The organism is Dactylosporangium sp. CA-233914, assembly GCF_050942935.1.
Taxonomy (GTDB): domain Bacteria; phylum Actinomycetota; class Actinomycetes; order Mycobacteriales; family Micromonosporaceae; genus Dactylosporangium.
Window position 1 is genome coordinate 1,261,212 of record NZ_CP192030.1, and the last position, 21,520, is coordinate 1,282,731.

Below are 21,520 nucleotides of genomic sequence, written 5' to 3' on the forward strand. Positions count from 1 at the left end.
GCGCACATGGACTTCTCGTACGCACCGGCCCCCGAGTCGCGCTCGATCGTCGACATCCGCTCGTCCTACGGGCTGTTCATCGGCGGCGAGTTCGTCGACGGCAAGGGCGAGCCGTTCAAGTCGATCAACCCGGCCAGCGAGGAGACCCTCGCCGACATAGCCTGCGCCGACGCCGCCGACGTCGACGCCGCGGTGCGCGCCGCCCGGCACGCCTTCGACACCGTCTGGGGGCCGATGCCGGGGCGGGAGCGGGCGAAGTACCTCTTCCGCATCGCCCGGATCATCCAGGAGCGCTCCCGGGAGCTCGCGGTGCTGGAGTCGCTCGACAACGGCAAGCCGATCCGCGAGTCCCGCGACGTCGACCTGCCGCTGGTCGCCGCGCACTTCTTCTACTACGCGGGCTGGGCCGACAAGCTGCCCTACGCCGGGTTCGGCCCCGACCCCCGCCCGCTCGGCGTCGCCGGCCAGGTCATCCCGTGGAACTTTCCGCTGCTGATGCTCGCCTGGAAGATCGCCCCGGCGCTGGCCGCGGGCAACACGGTGGTGCTCAAGCCGGCCGAGACCACGCCGCTGACCGCGCTGCTCTTCGCCGACATCTGCCGCCAGGCCGACCTGCCGCCCGGCGTGGTCAACATCATCACGGGCGCCGGCGAGACCGGCCGGCTGCTGGTCGAGCACCCCGGTGTCGACAAGGTCGCCTTCACCGGCTCGACCGAGGTCGGGCGGGCGATCGCGCGGGCGGTCGCGGGTACCACCAAAAAACTGACGCTCGAGCTCGGCGGGAAGGCCGCGAACATCGTCTTCGACGACGCGCCGCTGGACCAGGCGGTCGAGGGCGTTGTCAACGGCATCTTCTTCAACCAGGGCCACGTGTGCTGCGCGGGCTCGCGGCTGCTGCTGCAGGAGTCGATCGCCGAGGAGTTCCTGGCCGCCCTCAAGCGCCGGATGGCCCAGCTGCGCGTCGGCGACCCGCTGGACAAGAACACCGACGTCGGCGCGGTCAACTCCGCCGCCCAGCTGGCCCGCATCCGGGAGCTGTCCCAGGTCGGCGAGGACGAGGGCGCGCAGCGCTGGTCGGCCCCGTGCGAGCTGCCCGAGCGCGGGTTCTGGTTCGCCCCGACGATCTTCACCGGGGTCACCCAGGCACACCGGATCGCCCGCGAGGAGATCTTCGGCCCCGTGCTCTCGGTGCTCACGTTCCGCACCCCGGACGAGGCGGTGGAGAAGGCGAACAACACGCCGTACGGGCTGTCCGCGGGCGTGTGGACCGAGAAGGGCTCGCGCATCCTGCGGATCGCCGACCGGCTGCGGGCCGGCGTGGTCTGGGCCAACACGTTCAACAAGTTCGACCCCACCTCGCCGTTCGGCGGCTACAAGGAGTCGGGCTACGGTCGCGAGGGCGGCCGCCACGGGCTGGAGGCCTACCTTGAGCACTGAGGGCCGGCTGGCCGTACGCAAGACGTACAAGCTCTTCATCGGCGGCGCGTTCCCGCGCAGCGAGTCCGGGAGGTCCTACCAGGTGCAGTCGGCCTCGGGCGACTTCCTCGCCAACGCCGCGCTCGGCTCCCGCAAGGACGTCCGCGACGCCGTGAAGGCGGCGCGGGCGGCCGTGGCCAAGTGGTCCGGCGCGACCGCGTACAACCGCGGGCAGATCCTCTACCGGGTCGCCGAGATGCTGGAGGGCCGCCGTTCGCAGTTCGTCGAGGAGGTGGCTGCCGCCGAGGGAGCCGCTTCGGATGTCGTTGACGCCGCGATCGACCGCTGGGTCTGGTACGCCGGGTGGGCCGACAAGATCGCCCAGGTGCACGGCGGGGCCAACCCGGTCGCCGGGCCGTACTTCAACCTTTCCGCCCCGGAGCCGACCGGCGTCGTCGGGATCGTCGCCCCCGCCGCCTCCTCGCTGCTGGGGCTGGTGAGCGTGATCGCACCCGCGATCGTGACCGGGAACACGGTCGTCGTGCTCGCCTCGCCCGAGCGCCCGCTGCCGGCCGTGACACTCGCCGAGGTGCTGGCCACCTCCGACCTGCCCGGCGGGGTGGTCAACCTGCTCACCGGTTCGGTCGCCGAGATGGCGCCCTGGCTCGCCGCCCACATGGACGTGAACGCCATCGATCTCACTGGTGTGACGGACGCCACACTGGCCAAGGAGTTGGAAGCGGCCGCGGCGGAGAATTTGAAGCGGGTGATCCGGCCGAGCGATCCTGACTGGGGCGCCGACCCCGGCGTTTCGCGCATGCTGTCGCTGCTGGAGATCAAGACGGTCTGGCACCCCAAGGGGGTCTGACCGCCGCAGACCGTGCACACTAGGGTGGTTTTGTGCGCGAGGCCACACACGCCCTGGTGTGCCCGCACGCCGAGCCCGACTACGGAGGTCACAGTGGCCCGCCAGTCTCCCTCTTCCCGGTCCGCGTCGTCGCGTGCTGCATCTTCCTCGCGCCCGGCTGAGCCGGTCGAGGAGGAAGTGGACGCCGTCGACGAGGTCGACGACGAGGCCGACGCCGTCGAGGATGCCGACGCCGTCGAGGACACCGAGGACGTTGAGGACGACGCCGACTTCGACGAGGAGGGCGGCGGCAGCGAGCGCACGGCGCAGGCCGATGCGATGTGGAACGACGTGAAGATCGAGCCCGTCGAGATCGCGCTGCCCAAGGGGGTCGGATACACGCTGCGTGCGTACCGGCTCAACACCGAGCTCGTGCCGACCGAGGTGGAAGAGGAGGAGGACGACTTCGCGATCCTCCACCGGCGGCCGGACGGCGACGAGGACGACGAGCGGGTCGTGATCCTCGAGAACGCGGAGCTGTTCGAGGACGAGCCCGAGCCGGAAGTTTCACCCAAGGCGTCCAAGAAGAAGAAGTCGAAGGACGACTCGGACGAGTCCGATGAGCCGGACGAAGCCGCCGAGCTGGATGAGTCGGACGAGTCCGAAAAGTCGGACAAGGACGACGTTTCCGACGAGGCCGATGACGACGCCAAGGACGACGAGGAAGAAGAAGAGGAAGAGGAGGAAGAGGAGGAGCCCGAGGAGGTTCCGGCCTTCCTCTCCCACCGCGGCAAGCTGCTGCTCTTCCGCTCGGTCGAGGGCCTGGTCGAGTTCGTCAAGTCCGACGACGTCGAGCACGACATGGCCCAGGTCGACACCTGGAGCAGCCTCAAGAAGCGGATCACCGTCTCCTCCGTCGTGCCCACCGCGGAGAACCGCTACGAGCTCGACCTCGTGGTGGAGAACCTCCGCGGCGGCCAGGACGCCTGGGACACCGACCTGCTCCTCGGGGCGGGCGAGGTGGCACGTGACCTTGCTTACGCTCTGCGCCTCGAACCGGTCCGCACGGCCCTCGCCCCCGGCTCCCCCCTCGACGACCTTGACGAGGGCCTTCGAGCTGCTGCGGCGGGCGGTGTCGGCGGGTTCTTCGCCAAGCGCCGGCTCAAGAAAATCGGGGCACAACAGGCAGCGCTGGGCTGGCGGACGATTATTGGCAAGATTTCTGCCGCCGTGGACTGGCGTGATTGATTTGTGACCGACAGGATCTAAGCCGTGGGCATTTTGGCGCGGCCGGCCCCTGGTTGTGATCTTCCGGCGAACCAGCCGGACGGATGGCGACGGTGGACGACGATCAGCCATCGAGGCATTCAGCCGAAACGGCTGATCGCGTCACCGGCCGTCAACCTGTTCACTAAAGGTCGTTCAGTTTGACCTGCGGCAACACGACGACGGGGCGCCGGGACAGTCCCTGCCGACGTGACGAAAGCTCAACTGATGTCCCGAGAGGAGGACGACGCGGTGGCGCTCGTTCGGGTGTACTGCGGTCTGGCGTCGGCTGACCCCGCCGAGCCGCAGTCGGGTTCCGACATCTGGTTGACCGTCGCGGTCGTCGACGACGCCGGCCGACTCATCGACATCTGTGAGGTGAGCGACGACGCCGGCGGCTACGCCGAGCTGAGCGCGCTGCTCGCACAGCGCTCCGGCGGCACCTCCGCCGTGGCGGTCGCGGCCGAGAGCGACGACCACGTCGTCACCCAGCTGCTCACCGCGGCGGGCCGCAACCTCGCCTTCACCGACGACGACTCGGCCGACGACTACGCCGAGCGCTTCGCCGACGACGAGTCGCCGGAGGAGATCCAGTCCAACGCCGCCGAGCGCCGCGCGGTCGGGCTCGCCCGGGCGCTGCAGGCCGGCGTGCTCTCCGCGGTCGGCCAGAGCCCGCCGCGCGACATGCTGCCGCTCAAGCCGGTCCTCGCCGCGCACGCCGCCGTCGTCTCGGGCCGCCAGAGCGCCGCCGCCACCCTGCGCGAGGTGCTCCGCGAGCTCTACCCGGCCGCTCTGCGGGCCTACCCGGACCCGGCCGAGGCGATCCCGCTGGCCATCCTCGACGCCCTGCCGGAGCCCGGCATCCTCGGCGGCGGCGCCACCGGCCGCAAGGGCGACCAGGTGGTCGTGGCCGAGCTCGCCAAGGCCGGTGTCGCCGACGCCGACACGCTGGGTGAGGCGATCACCGCGCTGCGTGTCGCCATCGCCGAGACCCCGCGCCGCACCGGCGTCAACCGCGCGATGACCACCGCGGTCGCCGAGACCATCCGGCAGTCGGTCGCCGCCGTGCGCGCCGGCGACAGCGCGGCCGCCGCGCTCGTCGCCGTCCTCGCCGACAAGATGAGCCCAGCCGTGCACCGCTCATTGCCCAACCGCCAGCGCCCGGCCTCGCCGCTCTCCCCGGCCGCCCCCGCGAACGCCTCGCCGCTCTCCCCGGCCACCCCGCTGCGCCCGGCCGCCGCCACCGACAACGCCGGGGCCCGCTCGCGGGCTGCCGGGGTCGCCTCCAACACCCGCCCGGCCGCCTCCAGCGAGACCGCGCCGACCCGCTCGCGGGCCACGGCCCGGGCCGCCGCCGAGGCCGCCACGCGCGCCGCCGAGGTCGCCCGCACCGAGGAATCGGCCGCCGCACGGGCCGTCGGCGGTCGCCGCCGCGCCCAGAACGCGCCGGCCATGCCGACCCAGGCCCAGCCGCCGGTCGTCTCCGCGCCGCCCGCCACGTCGGGCGTGCCGTCCGTCGTCGGCTCCGCGCCCTCCGTGGTCTCCGGGCCGCCGTCCGTGGTCTCCACGCCGCCGGTCATCTCCACCCCGCCGGGCTACACCCCGGCCGCCGCGAGCGGTCACGGGGTCACCTCCGCGCCGCCGTCGTACGGTCAGGTCTCCTCGGCCCCGCCGGCCTACGGCGTCGCCTCGGCCCCGCCGGTGACCTCGACCCCGCCCGGCTACACGCCGGCCTCGCACGCCGCCCCGCCGCCGTACCAGTCGGCCCCGTATCAGCCGCCCACGCCGATGTACGCGCCCGCGCCGCCGGTCCCGCCGACCTACCAGCCGCCGACGCCGGCCTCGCTGCAGTCGATCCCGGTGCCGCTGCAGCCGGCGCCCCCGCAGCCCACGCCGGTCGCCCCGCTGCCGGTGGCGCCCGCGCCGATCTCGCCGCCGCCGGTCGCCCCCGCACCGGTGATCCCGCCGCAGCCGACGTCGAGCAGCGAGTCGCAATACACGTCGTTGATGCCGTCGCCGCCCCCGGGCATCGCCCCGCTGATCGGCGGCGCCGAGCCGGCGGAGCGGCCGCGCTTCGACTCCTACGGCTACGACCCGCTCTCGGCCCCGCCGGCCGCCTCGGTCTCGTCCGCGCCCACCTCGGGCGGCGGCGCGCACGACAGCGGCGCGATGCGGCTGAGCGACCTCAGCGCCCTCGGCGAGCCGCCGACCCTCGACTCGGCCGCCCCGGCGGCGAGCTCGCGTTCGAACTGGCCGCTGAGCGGGGCCGACGCGCCCACCACCGAGACGTCGGCCTATGCCTTCGGCGCCGACCCGCTCGCCTCCCCGTCGGAGCTGAGCAGCCTGCCGAAGCTCAGCGACATCCCGAAGGCGCCGGACTTCTCCGCGCTCGACGCACCGCTGGAGGCGGCGGCCGCCCTGCGCGAGTCCGCCAGCGTCCTGAGCGCGTTCGGCTCCGGCGAGTTCCCGCCGCTCAAGAGCAGCGGCGACACTGCGGCCGGCCTGTCCCGGGCCGAGCGGCGCGCCGAGCGCGACCGCGCGGAGCGGGAGCAGGCGGCGAGCCTGGCCGACTCCCGGCACTCCTCGTCCGGTGAGCGGTCCCGCACCGAGATCCCGCGTTCGGAGCGGTCGCGGACCGAGATCCCGCGGTCCGAGCGGTCCCGGACGGAGATCCCCCGCTCCGAGCGGTCGCGGACCGAGATCCCGCGCAGCGAGCGGGCCCGGTCGGCCGAGCGCCACGTCGAGCTGCCCCGCCAGCGCGAGGGCCGCGTGCCCCCGCCGTGGCAGACCGGCGAGCTGCCGCTCGAGCCCGCGGGCCTGCGCCTGGTGGAGCCGGCCCCGGTGGCCGACCCGGCACTGAAGGGCGGCTACTCGGACGCGCTCGGCGGAGAGTACAGCGGCGAGTTCCCCTTCGAGCCCCCGGCCCTGCGCCTGGTCGACTCCGACCGCCCGGCCGAGCGCGCCACGGCCCGCAGCACCGGCGCCGGCCGCAGCCGTCGCGCCCAGGCCGCCGATCGCGATGCGGCCGCCAAGCCGGCCGACGAGGGCGACGGCGACCTGCTGATCTTCGCGGCCGCCCGCTCGGCCTGGTTCACCGACTGGGACGCGGACTCGGACTCGGACTCGGACTCGCAGAACACCGGCGAGGCCACCCGCTCGACCCCGAGCTGGGAAAACTCCAACGACACGGCATGGCAGGCGGCCCAGCGCGCCGCCGCCCCCGAGATCGGCGACGAGACCCACTCCGGCCTGCCGCGGCGCGTCCCGCAGCAGAACCTGGTGCCCGGCGCCCCGGTCAACAACCCGGAGCGCCCGCTGCGAATCGTCCGCGACGCGGCCCAGATCGCCGCGCACACGACGGGCTACTTCCGCGGCTGGCGCCGTGGCCAGGAGGTCGGCGGCTTCTCGGTGGGCGGCCGCCCGGGCCGCGAGTCGGCGGGCGGCTGGGACTTCAGCCGCGAGGCAAGCCGCGACTACCAGGAGCGGGAGTACGAATACCGCTCGGCCCGCCGCTAGCCATCACGGACCGTGACGGTTTTTGGCGTTGCGTAACTGAGAAAAGATCGGACTTTTCCGCGGATGCTACCGTGAGGAAGTCAAGCAGCGCCCGTTCCGGCGGGAACGTGTCTCCTGAGGCCACCGCCCTGCTGCTTGCCACAGGGCGACCGGCCCCTCGGATTTCGGGTGGTCGCGGGTTCGGGGTTCGCAGTCGCGCGCGGTCCCGGGCCGGTGCCACGCAAGGCGGATCTCGCGCGGCGCCAGGGGTCTCGCGGGGGCCTCGCGGAAGGCGACGGGGCCTCGCGGAAGGGGTCAGGGGATCTCGTGGAAGATGTCGCGGGCGTAGTCGGCGACGGCGGCCCGCGTCACGGTGGCCTCGATCGGCAGTGACTCCAGGCAGCGGCGCAGCGCGTCGGTGAGCAGCGGCCGGGGCACCCGCATCGAGACGGTGGAGTGCGGGACCCACTCGCCCGGCACGTACAGTGGCAGCGACGCCATCCCCGCCGCCGTCAGCAGGCCGTGCACGCGCGCCTGGTGCTCGACCAGCGCCGGCGTCGGGGCCGGGCCCAGGAACACGACGCGGCCGACGAAGACGCCCGCGTATTGGAAGTTGATGCGCAGCGGCTCGGCGACCCGCACGCCGGTCAGGGCCTCGGCCACCGCGTCCGGGTCGAGCTGCCGGGCCACGGCCAGGGTCACGTGCGGGCGGTGCCGGCCGTCGTGCGGGGTGCGCAGCGACTGGACGCCCATCTCCTCGAGCTGGTCCCAGAGCACGCGGATGCGGCGGGAGGCACGCTCGTCCAAGTACATCTCGACCGACGCGACCATCAGCAGCCACCCGTGGCAACGGGACGAGGCGGGCAGGGCATCAGCGGGCCTTTTGGCAGCGCGGGCACCAGTACGCGTTGCGGGCGTTCAGCACCGCCGTGCGAACCGGCGTCGTGCAGACCAGGCAGGGCTGGCCGGTCCGGCGGTACACGTACACCTCCCCGCCGTGCCGATCGACCCGCGGCGCGCGGCCCATCGCCTCCGGCATGTGCGCACTGTGGACCGTGTCGATCCGGCCCTCGGCCACGCCCGCGCGCATCAAAAGCCGCAAATCCGACCAAATGCCGTCCCATTTGCGGCGGCTCAGCCGCGTGCCGGGAGCGGTCGGCGGCAGGCCGGCGCGGAAGAGCGCCTCCGTCGCGTAGATGAGCCCGGCCCCGGCCACGATCGACTGGTCCATCAACAGCGCGATGAGCGGCCGCGTCGAGGCGCGGATCACGCCGTAGGCGGCGGAACCGTCACTGGAAGGGTCCAGCGGATCGGGCCCCAGCCGCGCGTGCAGGGCCTCCAGCTGCGCGGGATCGAGCAGCTCGCAGGCCGTCGGCCCGCGCAGATCGAGCCAGTGCGACCCGTTGGCCATGCGCATGCGGATCTCGCCGACCGGGGCGGGAGCGGGCCCGTCGCCGTCGCTGAACTTGCCGTACAGGCCCAGGTGCACGTGGACCGTCTCACCGCCCGCGTAATGGTGGAACAGGTGCTTGCCGTGCGCCGAGGTGTCCTCGAGCACGCGGCCGTCGACCCGCAGCGCGTCCGCGGCGAAGCGGCCCTGCGGGCTGGCGACGGCGACCGGGCGGCCCGCGAACAGCTCGCGGTGCCGCTCAGCGAGGCGGTGGATGGTATGACCTTCGGGCACCGAGCATTTATACCCGTCCGTCCGGCACGAGGGCGCGCTATTCTGGCCGGCATGAGTCGCAGCGCACTGTGCACGACGACGCCGGGCCTACCCCGGCGGCGCTGACCGACGTTCAGCAACCTTCCGCTCCGGGGCGACGCGCTCCGGAGCTTTTCCATGCGCGCGCTCCCGGGAAATTCGCAGGAGTCGCCATGCAGGACCACCGCAGGCTCGGGCGGGAGCTCGAGCTGTTCCACTCCGACCCCCTCGTCGGCGCCGGGCTCCCGCTGTGGCTGCCCAGGGGCGCCGCCGCCCGCCGCGCCGTCGAGGATTACCTGCTCGACCTGGAACGCCGCCACGGCTACCAGCACGTGTACTCCCCGCCCCTGGCCAAGGCGGAGATGTACTACAGATCCGGCCACCTGCCGCACTACGCCGACGACATGTTCCCGCCGATGGCGCTCGGCGGCGAGGACGAGCAGGACCAGATCGTGCTGCGGCCGAGCCTGTGCCCGCACCACGCGGCGGTCTTCGCGGCGCGCGGCCGGTCGTACCGTGAACTGCCGCTGCGGATCGGCGAGATCGGCGGGCAGTATCGTGCCGAGCGCTCCGGCGTGCTCGGCGGTCTGTCCCGGGTTCGGGCGATATCCCTCAACGACGGGCACGTCTTCTGTGCCGAGGACCAGGTCGAGGCCGAGGTCATCGCCGCGCTGGAGCTGATGCGCGTCGCGCACCGGGCGCTCGGCTTCGCGCCGTCGTCGTGGCGGCTGTCGCTGCGCGGGGACGGGCCGAAGTACGTCGACGATCCACGGATGTGGCAGCGCGCGACCGACGTGCTGCGCCGGGCGCTGGAGGCGGTCGGCGTGGACTACGTCGACGGGCCCGGCGAGGCCGCGTTCTACGGGCCGAAGATCGACATTCAGCTGCTCGATCACGCCGGGCGGGAGAGCACCCTGGCCACCGTCCAGGTCGACTACTACATGCCGGCCCGGTTCGACCTGTCCTATGTGGACGCCGACGGGGCCCGGCGGCGCCCCGTCATGGTGCACCGCAGCGCGGCCGGGAGCATGGAGCGGCTCTTCGCACACCTCATCGAGGTGCACGACGGGGCGTTCCCGGCATGGTTCGCGCCGGTGCAGCTGGAGGTGCTGGCCGTCGGCGACGCCGACGCCCGGGGGTTCGCCAGGTCGGCGCGCGCGATCGGGCTGCGCATCGAGGAGTCGTACTCCGGGAGCCTCGCCGCCCGCATCCGCGACGCCTCGCTGCGGCGCGTCCCGTTCGTGGCGGTCATCGGCGCCAGCGAGCTCGCCGCGGGTACCGTCTCGCTGCGCTGCCGAGGCGGCGCCGTCGATGCGATGCCGGTCGATGCGGCCCTGGCGCGGCTGGAATCCGAGTGCCGCCCGCCTAAACAGGCCGGCCCGCTGGGGCCGTCAGTCTCCGTGTGAGCGTCCTTCGCATCCTGGGTGCGGGGCTCGCGGTGCTCTCGCTCGCCGCGTGCTCCGCACCCGCTTCCTACTCGGCGCCCGCCCGGGGGCCCTCGTCGATCGCCCCGTCGGCCCGCGGCCCGGTCAACGTGAAGGTGCCGGAGATCCAGTACCCGGCGGCCGGCAGCGGCGGCTACGAGTACGCGGCCGCGCCCGGGCCGGAGCTCGGGGCGTCCGGCCGGCTGCTGGTCTACCGCGTCGCGGTCGAGCGCGACATCGCCGGCATCTCCGCGGCCGCCTTCGCCGAGGCGGTCGAGGGCGTCTTCGCCGACCCGCGCAGCTGGCCGGGGACGGGGCAGTGGCGGCTGCGGCGGGCCGGGGCCGGCGAGCGGTTCGACTTCACGATCTACCTCGCCACCCCGGCCACGCGGGACCGGCTGTGCGGCAGCTCCTACGACCGGTACACCAGCTGCCGCAACGGTGACAGCGTCGTGGTGAACGTGGCCCGCTGGGTGCGGGGCGTGCCCGGATACGGCGCGGACCTGGCGACCTACCGGCAGTACGTGATCAATCACGAGGCCGGCCACCGCCTGTACCACGGCCACGAGCTCTGCCCCGGCCCGGGTCAGCCCGCGCCGGTGATGCAGCAGCAGACGCTGGGCCTGCACGGCTGCGTGGCCAACCCGTGGCCGATCGTGGCCGGACGGGTGTACTCCGGCCGCTCGGGGCAGTACGACGACCCGACTCCGAAGGATCCGTAAACGCGGCGGCGCGCCCGCCCCGTCTAGGAACTGTGCAGGTCGAGTTCAACGATTTCGTGCTGGGGCGCTCGCCCGCCCTGCTGCGCTTCGCCTACCTGCTGACGGGGGACCGCCACCTCGCCGAGGACCTGACCCAGGAGGCCCTGGTGCGGGCGCACCGGCGCTGGTCGGGCATCGAGAGCCAGGAGGGCCCCGAGCCCTACGTGCGAAAGACCATTCTGCGGCAGTACCTCTCGTGGCGTCGCCGCCGCTCCTCCGGCGAACGCCCCGTGGCGGACCCGCTCGAGCTCGCGGCCGCCGCGCAGCCCGACGCGGCCGGCCGGATCGCCGAGGCCGACGCGATGTGGGGCCTGCTCCTGACGCTGCCTCGCTCCCAGCGGGCCGTGCTGGTCCTGCGCTACTACGAGGACCTGCCCGACGCCGAGGTCGCCCGCCTGCTCGGCTGCTCCGAGTCGACCGTACGAGTCCACGCGCACCACGCCCTGAAGAAGCTTCGCGCGACCCTGGCCCGGTCCGGGTCGCCCCTGTTGCAGTGAGACTGCGAAGTGAGGTCCAAGCATCATGAACGATGAAGAGGTCGAGGAGCGGCTCCGCGACGCGCTGCGGCTGCACGCGGCCGAGGCCCCGCCCGGCGCCGCGCTGCTGGGCACCGTCGTCACCGAGTCGGCTCGCCGCGGCCGCCGCAACCGCCTGGCCGCTGCCGCGACGGCCGCCGCGGTCCTGGTCGCGATCGGCGCCGCGCTCCCGTTCGCGCTGCGCGACGCGCCGGGCCCGGTCCCCGCGCAACCGGCCCTGGTCGCGCCGGCGCCCGGCTCGGCCCCGGCGGAGCCGACGCTGGTCAGCTCGACCGTCCCGGTGGCGGTGACGTTCCCGTACTCGCCGCCGCTCGCCGCCGGCTACGGCGACCCGCGGATCATGCTCACCGCCGGCCACCCGACCCTGCGGCAGACCCGCCCGAGCGGCGGCAGCGCGACGCTGACGCTGTACGACGCCACGCCCCCGGCCCCGTCGTCGAAAGCCTACGTGTCCCGGGTCATTATGAACGGCCAGGGCGCGGCGGCGTACGACTGGACCTTTGCCGACGACGACCCGGCCAGCCGCGCCACCGGCCTCCGCCGGTCCCTGATCTGGCAGCCCGCGGACGGGACCTGGCTCCGCCTGGACCTGGAGCCGGTGGCGGCGGACGGCGAGCTGATCGCGTACGCCGAGCAGGTCCGCCCCGGCGCGCTGAAGGCCCAGGCCCCCTTCACGTTCGGCCTGATGCCGAAGGACTGGACGGTCGACAACATCGACCCGGCCGGCGTGACCTTCGCCCCGCCCGGCGTGACCCCGGACGCGTCGTACGTCGACAAGATCGCGGTCATGCTGGACGAGTCGTCCGGCGCCGAGCCGAAGATCACCGACGCCCCGACCGTCCAGGTCACGGTCGGTGGCCGCCGGGCCTGGCTGACGGAGACCGCGGATGGGCAGCTCCTGCAGGTGCCGGTCGAGGGCGGCCGCTCGCTGCTGATCCAGATCGGCGCGAAGGCGGCCCTGCCACCCGAAGCCCTGCTACGGTTCGCCTCGGAGATCGCGGTGACCCCGGCCGCCCAGGTGGGCCACGGCTGAAGGGGCGATACGGCGGGGCAGATAAGGGATGATTCGCCCATAATGCCGCTTAGGGTTAATACACCCGCATACCATCAATTTTGTGCTGGTAGTAACGACTGAGGGCCTCCCCGGTTACGAGATCACCACCGTGCTCGGGGAGGTCCTGGGCGTGGTCGCCACGTCGCGCAACCCGTTCGCCGCGGGGATCCGCTCGACCGAGGGCGGCCCAGGGCAGGACATGTCCCAGTTCCTGGTGCAGACTCGTTCACGCGCGGTGGGCCAGATGGTGCAGGCCGCCGAGAACCGCGGCGCCAACGCGATCGTCGGCATGCGCTTCGACCACCGCGACGTCACCAACACCTGGGTCGAACTGTGCGCCTACGGCACCGCCGTGGTCGTCGTCCCACTCAACGTCCGAACCGGCGCCCACGCCGCCTGACACGCGTCTCCCACACCGCTCAACCCCTCGCCACAGCGAGGTGCCCCCACGCTGCTCAGCCCCCGCGCCGCCGTGCTGTAGCGCGCGCTGCTCGGCTCTCGCACCGCCTCGCCAGGGTGCGACCATGTCGACCACGGCAGGTAGTGACTCCGGCGGCGTACCGGGACGGAGGATGCCGAGCCCTGCAACACGGCATGTGGTGACCCCGGCAGCGTGCCGGGACGGAGGATGCCGAGCCGCCCTGCAACTGCCCGCGAAGATGGGCGTCGACCCGGCGACGGTCGTGCGCGCTCAGGTCCCGCCGCCGCCTCGCTGTGGGCGGCGGCGCTGGTTCGCTCGCGCGCCGCTACTTGATCTCGGCGATCGTCACGCCGGCCGAGACCACCTCGCCCACCTTGGCCTGCAGGCCGGTCACGACGCCTGTCTTGTGCGCGTTGAGCGGCTGCTCCATCTTCATCGCCTCGAGCACGACCACCAGGTCGCCCTCCGCGACCGTGTCGCCCTCGGCCACCGCGATCTTCACGATCGTGCCCTGCATCGGGCTGGTCAGCGCGTCCCCGCCCGCCGCGGCGGCCTGCTTGCGCGCGCCCGCCCGCTTGCGCGGGGCCGCGGCTGACGACCCGCCGGACGTCATGCCGCCGAGGCCGGCGGGCAGCGACACCTCCAGGCGCTTGCCGCCCACCTCGACCACGATCGTGTCGCGGGACTCCGGCTCGGTGGCCGGGCCGGCGGGGGCGGAGAACGGTGGCACGTCGTTGCTCCACTCGGTCTCGATCCACCGGGTGTGGACGCGGAAGGGCTCGTCGGTGAAGGCCGGGTCGCGCAGGACCTTGCGGTGGAACGGCAGCGCGGTGGCCATGCCCTCGACGACCATCTCGTCCAGGGCGCGCCGGGCGCGCTCGATGGCCTGCTCGCGGGTCTCGCCGGTGACGATGACCTTGGCCAGCAGGGAGTCGAAGTTGCCGCCGATGACGCTGCCGGACTCGATGCCCGTGTCGACCCGGACGCCGGGGCCGGTGGGCAGGGTCAGGACGGTGACGGTGCCGGGGGCGGGCAGGAAGTTGCGGCCCGGGTCCTCGCCGTTGATCCGGAACTCGATCGCGTGGCCGCGCGGGGCCGGGTCGGCGTCGAAGCGCAGCTTCTCGCCGTCGGCGACGCGGAACTGCTCGCGGACCAGGTCCAGGCCGGTGGTCTCCTCGCTCACCGGGTGCTCGACCTGCAGGCGGGTGTTGACCTCCAGGAACGAGATGGTGCCGTCGGCGCCGACGAGATATTCGACCGTCCCGGCGCCGTGGTAGCCGGCCTCCTTGCAGATGGCCTTGGCCGAGGAGTGGATCTGGGCGCGCTGGGCATCGGTGAGGAACGGCGCCGGGGCCTCCTCGACGAGCTTCTGGTGGCGCCGCTGCAGGGAGCAGTCGCGGGTGCCGACCACGATCACGTTGCCGTGCTGGTCGGCCAGGACCTGGGCCTCGACGTGGCGGGGGTGGTCGAGATAGCGCTCGACGAAGCACTCGCCGCGGCCGAAGGCGGCGACCGCCTCGCGGACGGCCGACTCGAACAGCGCCGGGATCTCCTCGATGGTGCGGGCGACCTTGAGGCCGCGCCCGCCGCCGCCGAACGCGGCCTTGATGGCGACCGGCAGGCCGTGGGCCTCGGCGAAGGCGACGATCTCGGCGGCGTCGGCGACCGGGTCGGGGGTGCCGGGCACGAGCGGGGCGCCGGCCCGCTGGGCGATGTGCCGGGCGGTGACCTTGTCGCCGAGGTCGCGGATGGCCTGCGGGCTGGGGCCCACCCAGATCAGGCCGGCGTCGATGACCGCCTGGGCGAAGTCCGCGTTTTCCGACAGGAATCCGTAGCCGGGGTGGACCGCATCCGCGCCGGATCTGGCGGCCACGTCGATGAGCTTGTCGATGCGCAGGTAGGTCTCGGCCGCGGAGTCGCCGCCCAGCGCATAGGCCTCGTCAGCGAGGCGGGCGTGCAGCGCGTCGCGGTCGGAATCCGCGTAGACGGCCACACTACCGAGCCCCGCATCGCGGCAGGCGCGGATGACGCGAACCGCGATCTCGCCACGGTTGGCGATGAGAACCTTGCGCACTGAACGCTCCCTTGGTCTTCAAGCCTTCCGGCGCAGTCTATGCCCAGGCTGTGACACTTTCCCTTGCCAAGAAAGTCACTAGCGGCGGCTAGTCAAGTTTTCCTATTACGCTTAGTGTCGTGTCTACCACGCGCCTGATGATCCTCGGTCTCGTCTCCTACCTCCAGCCCGTCCACGGCTATGACATCCGCAAGGAGCTGGTGAGCTGGAACGTGGAGAGCTGGGCCAACGTCCAGCCGGGCTCGATCTACCACGCCCTGCGCAAGATGACCGAGGAGGGGCTGGTCGAGGAGGTCGCGTCCGAGCAGGTGAGCAACCGGCCGGCGCGCACGCTGTACCAGTTGACCCCGGCCGGCTCGGCGGAGTACCAGTCGCTGCTGCGCCGGTACTGGTGGGAGTACCAGGAGCCGATGGATCCGTTCCTGGCCGCGTTCGCCTTCCTGCCGCACCTGCCGCGCGCGGAGGCCGTCGGCGCGCTGCGGGCCCGTGCGCGGCTGCTCGAGGGCTGGATCACGGCCTATCGCGATAATGCCGATCAGTGGCTCGGGCACAAGCCGCCGCACGTCGGCTGGCAGTCCGAGCTGACCATGGTGCGCTGCGAGGCCGAGGCCCGCTGGTGCCACGACATCGCCGCGCGCATCGAGGCCGGCGAGGGCCGGCACTACGCCGAGGATCCCGGCGGCCACGGTGCCGAGCTGTGGCGCAAGGCGATCCGGGTCGAGCACGGGGAGCCGTACGACGACGAAGACGAGTAGTACGCGACATACTCATTCTTGACCGTAGAAACTATATCGCGTTACAGTCTCCCTGCGAACACACAGACAGGGAGACGGACATGATCGAGACGAGGGGGCTGCGGAAGTCCTTCCGCAGCGGCTCCGGTCGCGACAAGAAGGTCGTGGAGGCCGTCCGGGGCGTCGACCTCTCCGTCAGGGAGGGGGAGATCTTCGGGTTCCTCGGTCCCAACGGCGCCGGCAAGACCACGACGCTGCGCATGCTCGCCACGCTCATCACGCCCGACGGCGGCGAGGCCGTCATCGCCGGTGCCAACCTGCTCAAGGACCCGGGCGAGGTGCGCCGCCGGATCGGCTACGTCGCCCAGGGCGGCAGCACGTGGGACGAGAGCACCGCCCGTGAGGAACTGGTCCTGCAGGCGCGCTTCTACGGCATCGGCAAGGCCGAGGCGCACCGGCGCGTGACCCGCGCCCTGGCGGCGTTCCAGCTCAGCGAGTACGCCGACCGCCGCTGCAAGACCTACTCCGGCGGCCAGCGCCGCCGCGTCGACATCGCGCTCGGCATCATCCACGAGCCGAAGATCGTCTTCCTCGACGAGCCGACCACCGGGCTCGACCCGCAGAGCCGCGCCCACATGTGGGACGAGGTGCGCCGCCTGCGCGACGAGGGCATGACCGTCTTCATCACGACGCACTACCTCGACGAGGCCGACGCGCTCTGCGACCGCATCGCGATCATGGACCACGGCGAGATCGTCGCCGAGGACACCGTCGACGCGCTCAAGCGCGAGGTCGCCGGCGACGTGGTCACGGTCGGCGTCAACGGCACCGCACAGCTCGCGGCCGACCTGCTGACCAACCAGGACTACGTGCGCAGGATCGAGCCGGCGCAGGGGAGGCTGCGGCTGTACGTCACCGACGGCGCCACCGCCATCCCCCACATCCTGCGCCTGCTGGACCACGCCGGGGTCACCCTCGGCGAGATGGAGCTGCACCGCCCGAGCCTCGACGACGTGTTCCTCACCAAGACCGGCCGTTCCCTGAGGGAGAGCTGACGATGAAGTTCCTTCGCGACTCTTGGCTGGTCTTCCAGCGGCAGATGCAGCTCATGCTGCGCAACCCGGTCTGGCTGATCGTCGGCATCATCCAGCCGCTGTTCTACCTGCTGCTCTTCGCCCCGCTGCTCAAGCCCGCGCTCGGCGTGAGCACCAACGCCGAGGCGTACAAACTCTTCGTCCCGGGCCTGCTCGTGCTGCTGGCCATGTTCGGCTCGCTGTTCACCGGCTTCGGCCTGATCGCCGAAGTGCGCGCCGGGGTCATCGAGCGCAGCCGGGTCACCCCGGTCAGCCGCTTCGCCCTGCTGGTCGGGCGCTCCCTGCGCGACGTCGTGTCGCTGCTGTTCCAGGGCCTGCTCATCGTGGTCATCGCGGTCATCTTCGGGCTGCGGGTCAACCCGCTCGACGTGCTCGGCGCCTTCGGGCTGATGGCGGTCATCTCGCTGATGCTGTCCGCGTTCTCCTACGCGGTCTCGCTCAAGCTGCGCAGCGAGGACGCCCTGGCCCCGCTGCTCAACACGATCACGCAGCCGCTGCTGCTCACCGCCGGCATCCTGCTGCCCCTCACGTTCGCGCCGAAGTGGCTCAAGAGCGTCGCCGACTGGAACCCCTTCTCGTGGGCCGTCGACGGGGTGCGTGCGCTCTTCGACGGCCACCCGGGCGCGGACGCGGTGTGGCAGGCCGCGGTCGTCATCGGCGGGCTGGCGCTCGTCACCGTGGTCTGGGCCTCCCGGGCGTTCGCCAAGAGCGTCCGGTGAGGGCAGAGCTTCAGCTGTACCGGTAACGGCCGTCACCGTCACGGCCCCTTCCGTACCGGGAGGGGCCGTGACAGCGTTGCGCCGTGCCCCGTCTCGTGCGCGACCGCCTCACCTGGGTGATGTACGCCCAGCTCGCCCTCTGGGTCTACTTCCTCTACGGTTTCGGCCCGGTCGCCCCGCTGCTGCGCGACGAACTGCACATCAGCCGTACCCTGGCCGGCCTGCACGGCACCGCGTTCGCCCTCGGCGGCGTCCTCGGCGGCCTGGCGCTGCCGGCCCTGACCCGCCGCCTCGGCCGCGCCCGGCTCATCTGGATCGGACTGGGCTGCATCAGCGCCGCGGCCGCGGGCATGTACGCCGCTCACCACCTCGCCCTGACCCTGACCTTCGCCACGCTGGCCAGCATCGGCGCGGCGCTGACGGTCAACGCCATCAACGCCGGGCTCACCGACCACCACGGCACCGCCGCCCCGGCCGCGATCAGCGAGGCCAACGCGGCCGCCGCGACCCTGGGCCTGGTCGCCCCGCTCGTGGTCGGCGCGACCTTCGCGGCGGGCTGGGGCTGGCGCCTCGGCCTCGTCGTGGTCGTCGTGCCGGTGGTGCTCGTCGGCCTGTACGTCCGAGCCACCGGCGTCCGCCCGCCCGAGCCGGCCGGGTTCGGGCAGCCCCGGGCCGGAGCCCGGCCGCTGCCGCCCGCGTTCTGGCTGGCGCTCACCAGCCTGTTCGCCACGGGCTCGATCGAGATCTGCCTGACGCTGTGGGGCAGCGACGTGCTGCGCGCCCACGCCCACGTCTCGGCCGGCGTGGCCACGGCGGCGCTGTCGGCACTCATCGCCGGCATGGTGGCCGGGCGCCTGGCCGGCGGCCGGCTCCTGCTGATCTTCCGTCCGGCCCGGATGCTGCTCGTGGCCCTCGCCGTGACCCTGGCCGGCTTCGCGGTGTTCTGGATGACGACCGTGCCGTGGCTCGCGGTCGCCGGCCTGTGCGTGTGCGGGGCGGGGATGGGCCTGCACTACCCGCTCGGGATCGGTCTGGCCCTGGCTCACTCCGACGGCCAGCCCGACCTGGCCGCGGCCCGGGCCTCATTCGCGGTGGGAATCGCGTTCGGCGTCGCCCCGTTCGCGCTCGGCGCCCTGGCCGACCGGACCGGCCCTCACACGGCATTCCTGCTGGTCCCGCTGTTCGTCCTGGTCTCCGCGACGGTGATCGGACTTCTCGACCATCGAACCCGAGTCCCCGCTATGTCGTGAAATATCCGAAAAGTCGGGCGCGCCAGCGCCGGACTTTTCGTGGTCAGGGGACCTCTGCTGCCAGCGGCCTTTCGGGTCCACCGAGTCTCCGCCGGCGAGGTGAGGGATCGCCAAGCGCCGCTTGAGGCGGATCCACCGGGGCCGCCGCCGGTGAGGCTATGAGCGGGATCGCCGGGCGTCCTCTGAATTCCGCGACGATGGGGGATTCACCGGGCTGCTGCTGGCGAGGCGGGAAAGGCTGGGTCGCCGGGCGTCGTCCGGAGTTCGCGACGTGGGGAGTGCGGATTCACTGGGCTGCCGTTGGCGAGGCTGTGAACGCCGGGTCGCTGGGCGTCTTCCGGGCTCGCGATGTGTGGGGAGCGCGGGTCCGCTGGCGAGGCGGGGAAGCCGGGCCGCCGGGCGTCGTCCGGAGCCCGCCACGTGGGGAGTGCGGATTCACCGGGCCGCCGCTGGCGAGGGCCGGGGGAAGCTGGGTCGCCGCGTCCTTCGGAGCCGACGGCGGGGAGCGTGGATTCACCGGGCTGCCGCCGGCGAGGCCGTGACAGCCGGATCGCCGGGCGCCGCCCGGAGCCCGCGACGCGCGGGAACGTGGGCGGCGCCGGGCAACGCGAGCTACCTGCACCTCATGCGGCACATCAGGACCCGGATCCTCGCCAACCGCGGGCGGTCGGCGGGCGTGACGCGGGGCCGGGGGAGTGGCTCGGGGCTACCGGCGGCGGGCGATGGTCAGGCCGTCGGCGATGGGCAGCAGGATCGACTCCACGCGCGGGTCGGCCAGGACGTGGCGGTTGAACTCGACCATTGCGAGCGTCCCGGTGTCCGACGGGTCCGGGGCGATGATGTGGCCGTGTCGCAGCACGTTGTCGACCAGGATCAGGCCGCCCGGGCGCATGCGCGGCACGAGGGCCTCCCAGTAACCGAGGTAGCCGGTCTTGTCGGCGTCGACGAACGCCAGGTCCAGGTGCGGCTCGGCCGGCAGCGTGTGCAGCGTCTCCGCCGCCGGGCCGATGCGCAGCTCGATGCGGTCGGCCAGCCCCGCGCGGTCCCAGTATCGGCGGGCGATGCTGGTGAACTCCTCGGACACGTCGAAGCAGACGAGCCGCCCGCCGTCGGCGAGGCCGCGGGCGATCGCGATCGAGGACAGGCCGGTGAAGGTGCCGATCTCCACGGCGTTGCGGACACCGGCGATGCGGGTCAGCAGGGTCATGAAACCGGCCTGCTCGGGCGCGATCTGCATGCCCTGGTCGGCGGGCAGGACCCGGGCCGTCTCCTCGATCAGGTCCCGGACGATCTCGTCGGGGGCGCTGCCGTTGGCGACCACGTAGTCGTGCAGCGCCGGGGTCAGTGCGAGCGTCTCTTTCGTCATGGCTCCATCCTGCCTGTCGCCCACAGGGAGACGATCGGAACGCCGAGGCGGGCGAGCAGCAGGCGCAGGGTCGGTATCGAGAGTCCGACCACGTTGGTGTGGTCGCCCTCGATGCCGGCGATGAACGCGCCGCCGAGCCCGTCGATCGTGAACGAGCCGGCCACGTCCAGCGGCTCGCCGGTGGCCACGTAGGCGGCGATCTCGTCGTCGTCCGGCTCGGCGAAGTGCACGGTGGTGGCGACGACCTCCTCGGCGGTCTCGCCGGTGCCGACGTCGATGAGGCAGTGGCCGGTGTGCAGGACGCCGGAGCGGCCGCGCATGGCCTTCCAGCGGGCGGTGGCCGCGGCCGGGGACTCCGGTTTGCCCAGGATCTCGCCGTCGAAGGCGAGCACCGAGTCGCAGCCGAGGACCAGCGCGCCGGGCTCGGTGACGCCGTCGGCGACCGCGCGGGCCTTCAGGCCGGCGAGCGCGCCGGCCAGCGTGGCCGCGTCGCCGGCCTGCACCACGGACTCGTCGACGCCGCTGACGACGACCCGGTGCGCGATGCCCGCGTGCGAGAGCAGGCTGCGCCGGGCGGGGCTCGCGGAGGCGAGAATGAACGTCTTCACGCCCGGAACGTTAGCGAATGTTCCGTACCATGCATGTCCGTGCGGAAGCTCTGGTCGGAGTTCAAGGCGATCGCCATCGGGGGCTCGGTCCTCGACCTGGCTCTCGGGTTCATCATCGGCACCGCGTTCGCCACCCTCGTCCAGTCGTTCGTGACCAACCTGTTCACACAGGCCGTCGCGGCCGTGGTCGGCGAGCCGGACTTCAAGAACCTGGCGATCACGATTCATCACACGCCGCTGCGATACGGCATGTTCCTCAACGACCTGCTGCAGTTCATGCTGCTCGCGCTCGGCCTGTTCATCGTCATCAAGCTCATGACGCTCATCGGCGTGGAGCGCGGCCGCTCACTGGAACTGCGCAACTGCCCCTACTGCCTGGACCGCATCCCGGTCGCCGCGATCACCTGCCGCTCCTGCGGCCAGCAGCTGGTCGCCGACCTGCCCTCGCCCGAGGAGGCCGAGCGGCTGCAGCAGGAGCGCGAGGCGCGCAAGTGGCCGACCCTGCCGCCGATCGCGATCCCGCGCCGGCGCCCCAGCGGCGGCGACGGATCGCAGCCGGTCACGACCCCGCGAGGGCACCCCAGCGGCGCGGCTGACCCGGACGAGCGCTCAGCGCCCACCGCGACCGGGGACGCGCCTTCGGAGCCGGGGCCGGCGCGAGACTGAACAGCGCGCCCACGATCGCGGCGACCTCCTCGGCGGTCGGCGTGCCGCGTACCACCCTGAAAAGCGGCTCTCCAGTCACGTAAGCCT

General features: G+C 72.7%; 19 protein-coding genes and 2 pseudogenes. 15 read left to right on the forward strand and 6 right to left on the reverse strand.

Features of this window, described 5'->3' with window-relative positions:
- Positions 1 to 6 precede the first annotated feature (6 nt).
- The 5 genes and pseudogenes from ACQPY0_RS05830 to ACQPY0_RS05850 all read left to right on the forward strand — a co-directional run.
- On the forward strand, positions 7 to 1,437 hold the full coding sequence (locus tag ACQPY0_RS05830; protein WP_432985683.1) for an aldehyde dehydrogenase family protein: 1,431 nt from the start codon (positions 7 to 9) through the stop codon (positions 1,435 to 1,437).
- Entirely contained in the window at positions 1,427 to 2,284 is an 858-nt protein-coding gene (locus ACQPY0_RS05835) for an aldehyde dehydrogenase family protein (RefSeq protein WP_432985684.1), read from the forward strand. Before ACQPY0_RS05830 ends, ACQPY0_RS05835 begins: the two co-directional genes overlap by 11 nt.
- Before the next feature lie 32 nt (positions 2,285 to 2,316).
- A complete protein-coding gene (locus ACQPY0_RS05840) occupies positions 2,317 to 2,445 on the forward strand; it encodes a hypothetical protein (RefSeq protein WP_432985686.1) in 129 nt (42 codons plus the stop codon).
- A 16-nt stretch (positions 2,446 to 2,461) separates the two neighbouring features.
- Positions 2,462 to 3,511 (forward strand): DNA primase, encoded by a 1,050-nt coding sequence (locus tag ACQPY0_RS05845; RefSeq protein ID WP_432985688.1) that lies wholly within the window; start codon positions 2,462 to 2,464, stop codon positions 3,509 to 3,511.
- Between the two features lie 2,986 nt (positions 3,512 to 6,497).
- Positions 6,498 to 7,045: pseudogene (locus ACQPY0_RS05850) on the forward strand (transposase); the annotation flags it as partial.
- A 294-nt stretch (positions 7,046 to 7,339) separates the two neighbouring features.
- Here the strand turns inward: ACQPY0_RS05850 and ACQPY0_RS05855 are convergent.
- Positions 7,340 to 7,855 (reverse strand): 2'-5' RNA ligase family protein, encoded by a 516-nt coding sequence (locus ACQPY0_RS05855; RefSeq protein ID WP_432985690.1) that lies wholly within the window; start codon positions 7,853 to 7,855, stop codon positions 7,340 to 7,342.
- A 40-nt stretch (positions 7,856 to 7,895) separates the two neighbouring features.
- The gene (locus ACQPY0_RS05860; RefSeq protein WP_432985692.1) at positions 7,896 to 8,708 is read right to left on the reverse strand and encodes an Fpg/Nei family DNA glycosylase; all 813 of its coding nucleotides are present in this window, start codon (positions 8,706 to 8,708) and stop codon (positions 7,896 to 7,898) included.
- Between the two features lie 191 nt (positions 8,709 to 8,899).
- Here ACQPY0_RS05860 and thrS point away from each other — a divergent pair, with 191 nt between their 5' ends.
- The 5 genes from thrS (at position 8,900) to ACQPY0_RS05885 (ending at position 12,901) form a co-directional block, all read left to right on the forward strand.
- Positions 8,900 to 10,132, forward strand: a complete 1,233-nt coding sequence (gene thrS, locus ACQPY0_RS05865) for a threonine--tRNA ligase (protein ID WP_432985693.1) — start codon at positions 8,900 to 8,902, stop codon at positions 10,130 to 10,132.
- Complete coding sequence (locus ACQPY0_RS05870) at positions 10,129 to 10,872, forward strand: DUF3152 domain-containing protein (RefSeq protein ID WP_432985695.1); 744 nt, start codon at positions 10,129 to 10,131, stop codon at positions 10,870 to 10,872. Before thrS ends, ACQPY0_RS05870 begins: the two co-directional genes overlap by 4 nt.
- A gap of 32 nt (positions 10,873 to 10,904) precedes the next feature.
- Positions 10,905 to 11,408 carry a SigE family RNA polymerase sigma factor gene (locus ACQPY0_RS05875; protein ID WP_432985697.1) on the forward strand — a complete coding sequence of 168 codons (504 nt, stop codon included), beginning with the start codon at positions 10,905 to 10,907 and terminating at the stop codon, positions 11,406 to 11,408.
- A 25-nt stretch (positions 11,409 to 11,433) separates the two neighbouring features.
- Positions 11,434 to 12,480, forward strand: a complete 1,047-nt coding sequence (locus tag ACQPY0_RS05880) for a hypothetical protein (RefSeq protein WP_432985699.1) — start codon at positions 11,434 to 11,436, stop codon at positions 12,478 to 12,480.
- An 82-nt stretch (positions 12,481 to 12,562) separates the two neighbouring features.
- Positions 12,563 to 12,901, forward strand: a complete 339-nt coding sequence (locus ACQPY0_RS05885; RefSeq protein WP_432985701.1) for a YbjQ family protein — start codon at positions 12,563 to 12,565, stop codon at positions 12,899 to 12,901.
- A gap of 346 nt (positions 12,902 to 13,247) precedes the next feature.
- Here the strand turns inward: ACQPY0_RS05885 and ACQPY0_RS05890 are convergent, their stop codons facing one another.
- Positions 13,248 to 14,996 (reverse strand): acetyl/propionyl/methylcrotonyl-CoA carboxylase subunit alpha, encoded by a 1,749-nt coding sequence (locus ACQPY0_RS05890; RefSeq protein WP_432985703.1) that lies wholly within the window; start codon positions 14,994 to 14,996, stop codon positions 13,248 to 13,250.
- A 119-nt stretch (positions 14,997 to 15,115) separates the two neighbouring features.
- Between ACQPY0_RS05890 and ACQPY0_RS05895 the strand changes: the two genes are divergently transcribed.
- The 4 genes from ACQPY0_RS05895 to ACQPY0_RS05910 all read left to right on the forward strand — a co-directional run bounded on the left by ACQPY0_RS05895 (position 15,116) and on the right by ACQPY0_RS05910 (position 18,793).
- Positions 15,116 to 15,751 (forward strand): PadR family transcriptional regulator, encoded by a 636-nt coding sequence (locus tag ACQPY0_RS05895; protein WP_432985705.1) that lies wholly within the window; start codon positions 15,116 to 15,118, stop codon positions 15,749 to 15,751.
- Between the two features lie 80 nt (positions 15,752 to 15,831).
- Entirely contained in the window at positions 15,832 to 16,785 is a 954-nt protein-coding gene (locus tag ACQPY0_RS05900; RefSeq protein ID WP_432985707.1) for an ATP-binding cassette domain-containing protein, read from the forward strand.
- Between the two features lie 2 nt (positions 16,786 to 16,787).
- A complete protein-coding gene (locus ACQPY0_RS05905; RefSeq protein ID WP_432985709.1) occupies positions 16,788 to 17,543 on the forward strand; it encodes an ABC transporter permease in 756 nt (251 codons plus the stop codon).
- Positions 17,544 to 17,626: 83 nt separating this feature from the next.
- Positions 17,627 to 18,793, forward strand: a complete 1,167-nt coding sequence (locus ACQPY0_RS05910; protein WP_432985711.1) for an MFS transporter — start codon at positions 17,627 to 17,629, stop codon at positions 18,791 to 18,793.
- Between the two features lie 706 nt (positions 18,794 to 19,499).
- Here ACQPY0_RS05910 and ACQPY0_RS05915 read toward each other — a convergent pair.
- Entirely contained in the window at positions 19,500 to 20,159 is a 660-nt protein-coding gene (locus ACQPY0_RS05915; RefSeq protein WP_432985713.1) for an O-methyltransferase, read from the reverse strand.
- Entirely contained in the window at positions 20,156 to 20,767 is a 612-nt protein-coding gene (locus tag ACQPY0_RS05920; protein WP_432985715.1) for a Maf family protein, read from the reverse strand. The genes ACQPY0_RS05915 and ACQPY0_RS05920 overlap by 4 nt, the downstream gene beginning before the upstream one ends.
- Before the next feature lie 33 nt (positions 20,768 to 20,800).
- On the opposite strand from ACQPY0_RS05920, the pseudogene ACQPY0_RS05925 reads away from it, so the two are divergent.
- Positions 20,801 to 21,040 (forward strand): annotated as a pseudogene (locus tag ACQPY0_RS05925) (MscL family protein); the annotation flags it as partial.
- Positions 21,041 to 21,326: 286 nt separating this feature from the next.
- On the opposite strand, the gene ACQPY0_RS05930 reads toward ACQPY0_RS05925, so the two are convergent.
- A complete protein-coding gene (locus tag ACQPY0_RS05930) occupies positions 21,327 to 21,512 on the reverse strand; it encodes an acyl-CoA carboxylase subunit epsilon (protein WP_432995027.1) in 186 nt (61 codons plus the stop codon).
- Between the last annotated feature and the right edge of the window lie 8 nt (positions 21,513 to 21,520).

Coding starts and splice junctions, on each gene's coding strand:
- ACQPY0_RS05830 (WP_432985683.1), top strand. CDS start 7: ATGGACTTCTCGTACGCACCGGCCCCCGAGTCGCGCTCGATCGTCGAC.
- ACQPY0_RS05855 (WP_432985690.1), bottom strand. CDS start 7,855: ATGGTCGCGTCGGTCGAGATGTACTTGGACGAGCGTGCCTCCCGCCGC.
- thrS (WP_432985693.1), top strand. CDS start 8,900: ATGCAGGACCACCGCAGGCTCGGGCGGGAGCTCGAGCTGTTCCACTCC.
- ACQPY0_RS05880 (WP_432985699.1), top strand. CDS start 11,434: ATGAACGATGAAGAGGTCGAGGAGCGGCTCCGCGACGCGCTGCGGCTG.
- ACQPY0_RS05900 (WP_432985707.1), top strand. CDS start 15,832: ATGATCGAGACGAGGGGGCTGCGGAAGTCCTTCCGCAGCGGCTCCGGT.
- ACQPY0_RS05905 (WP_432985709.1), top strand. CDS start 16,788: ATGAAGTTCCTTCGCGACTCTTGGCTGGTCTTCCAGCGGCAGATGCAG.
- ACQPY0_RS05915 (WP_432985713.1), bottom strand. CDS start 20,159: ATGACGAAAGAGACGCTCGCACTGACCCCGGCGCTGCACGACTACGTG.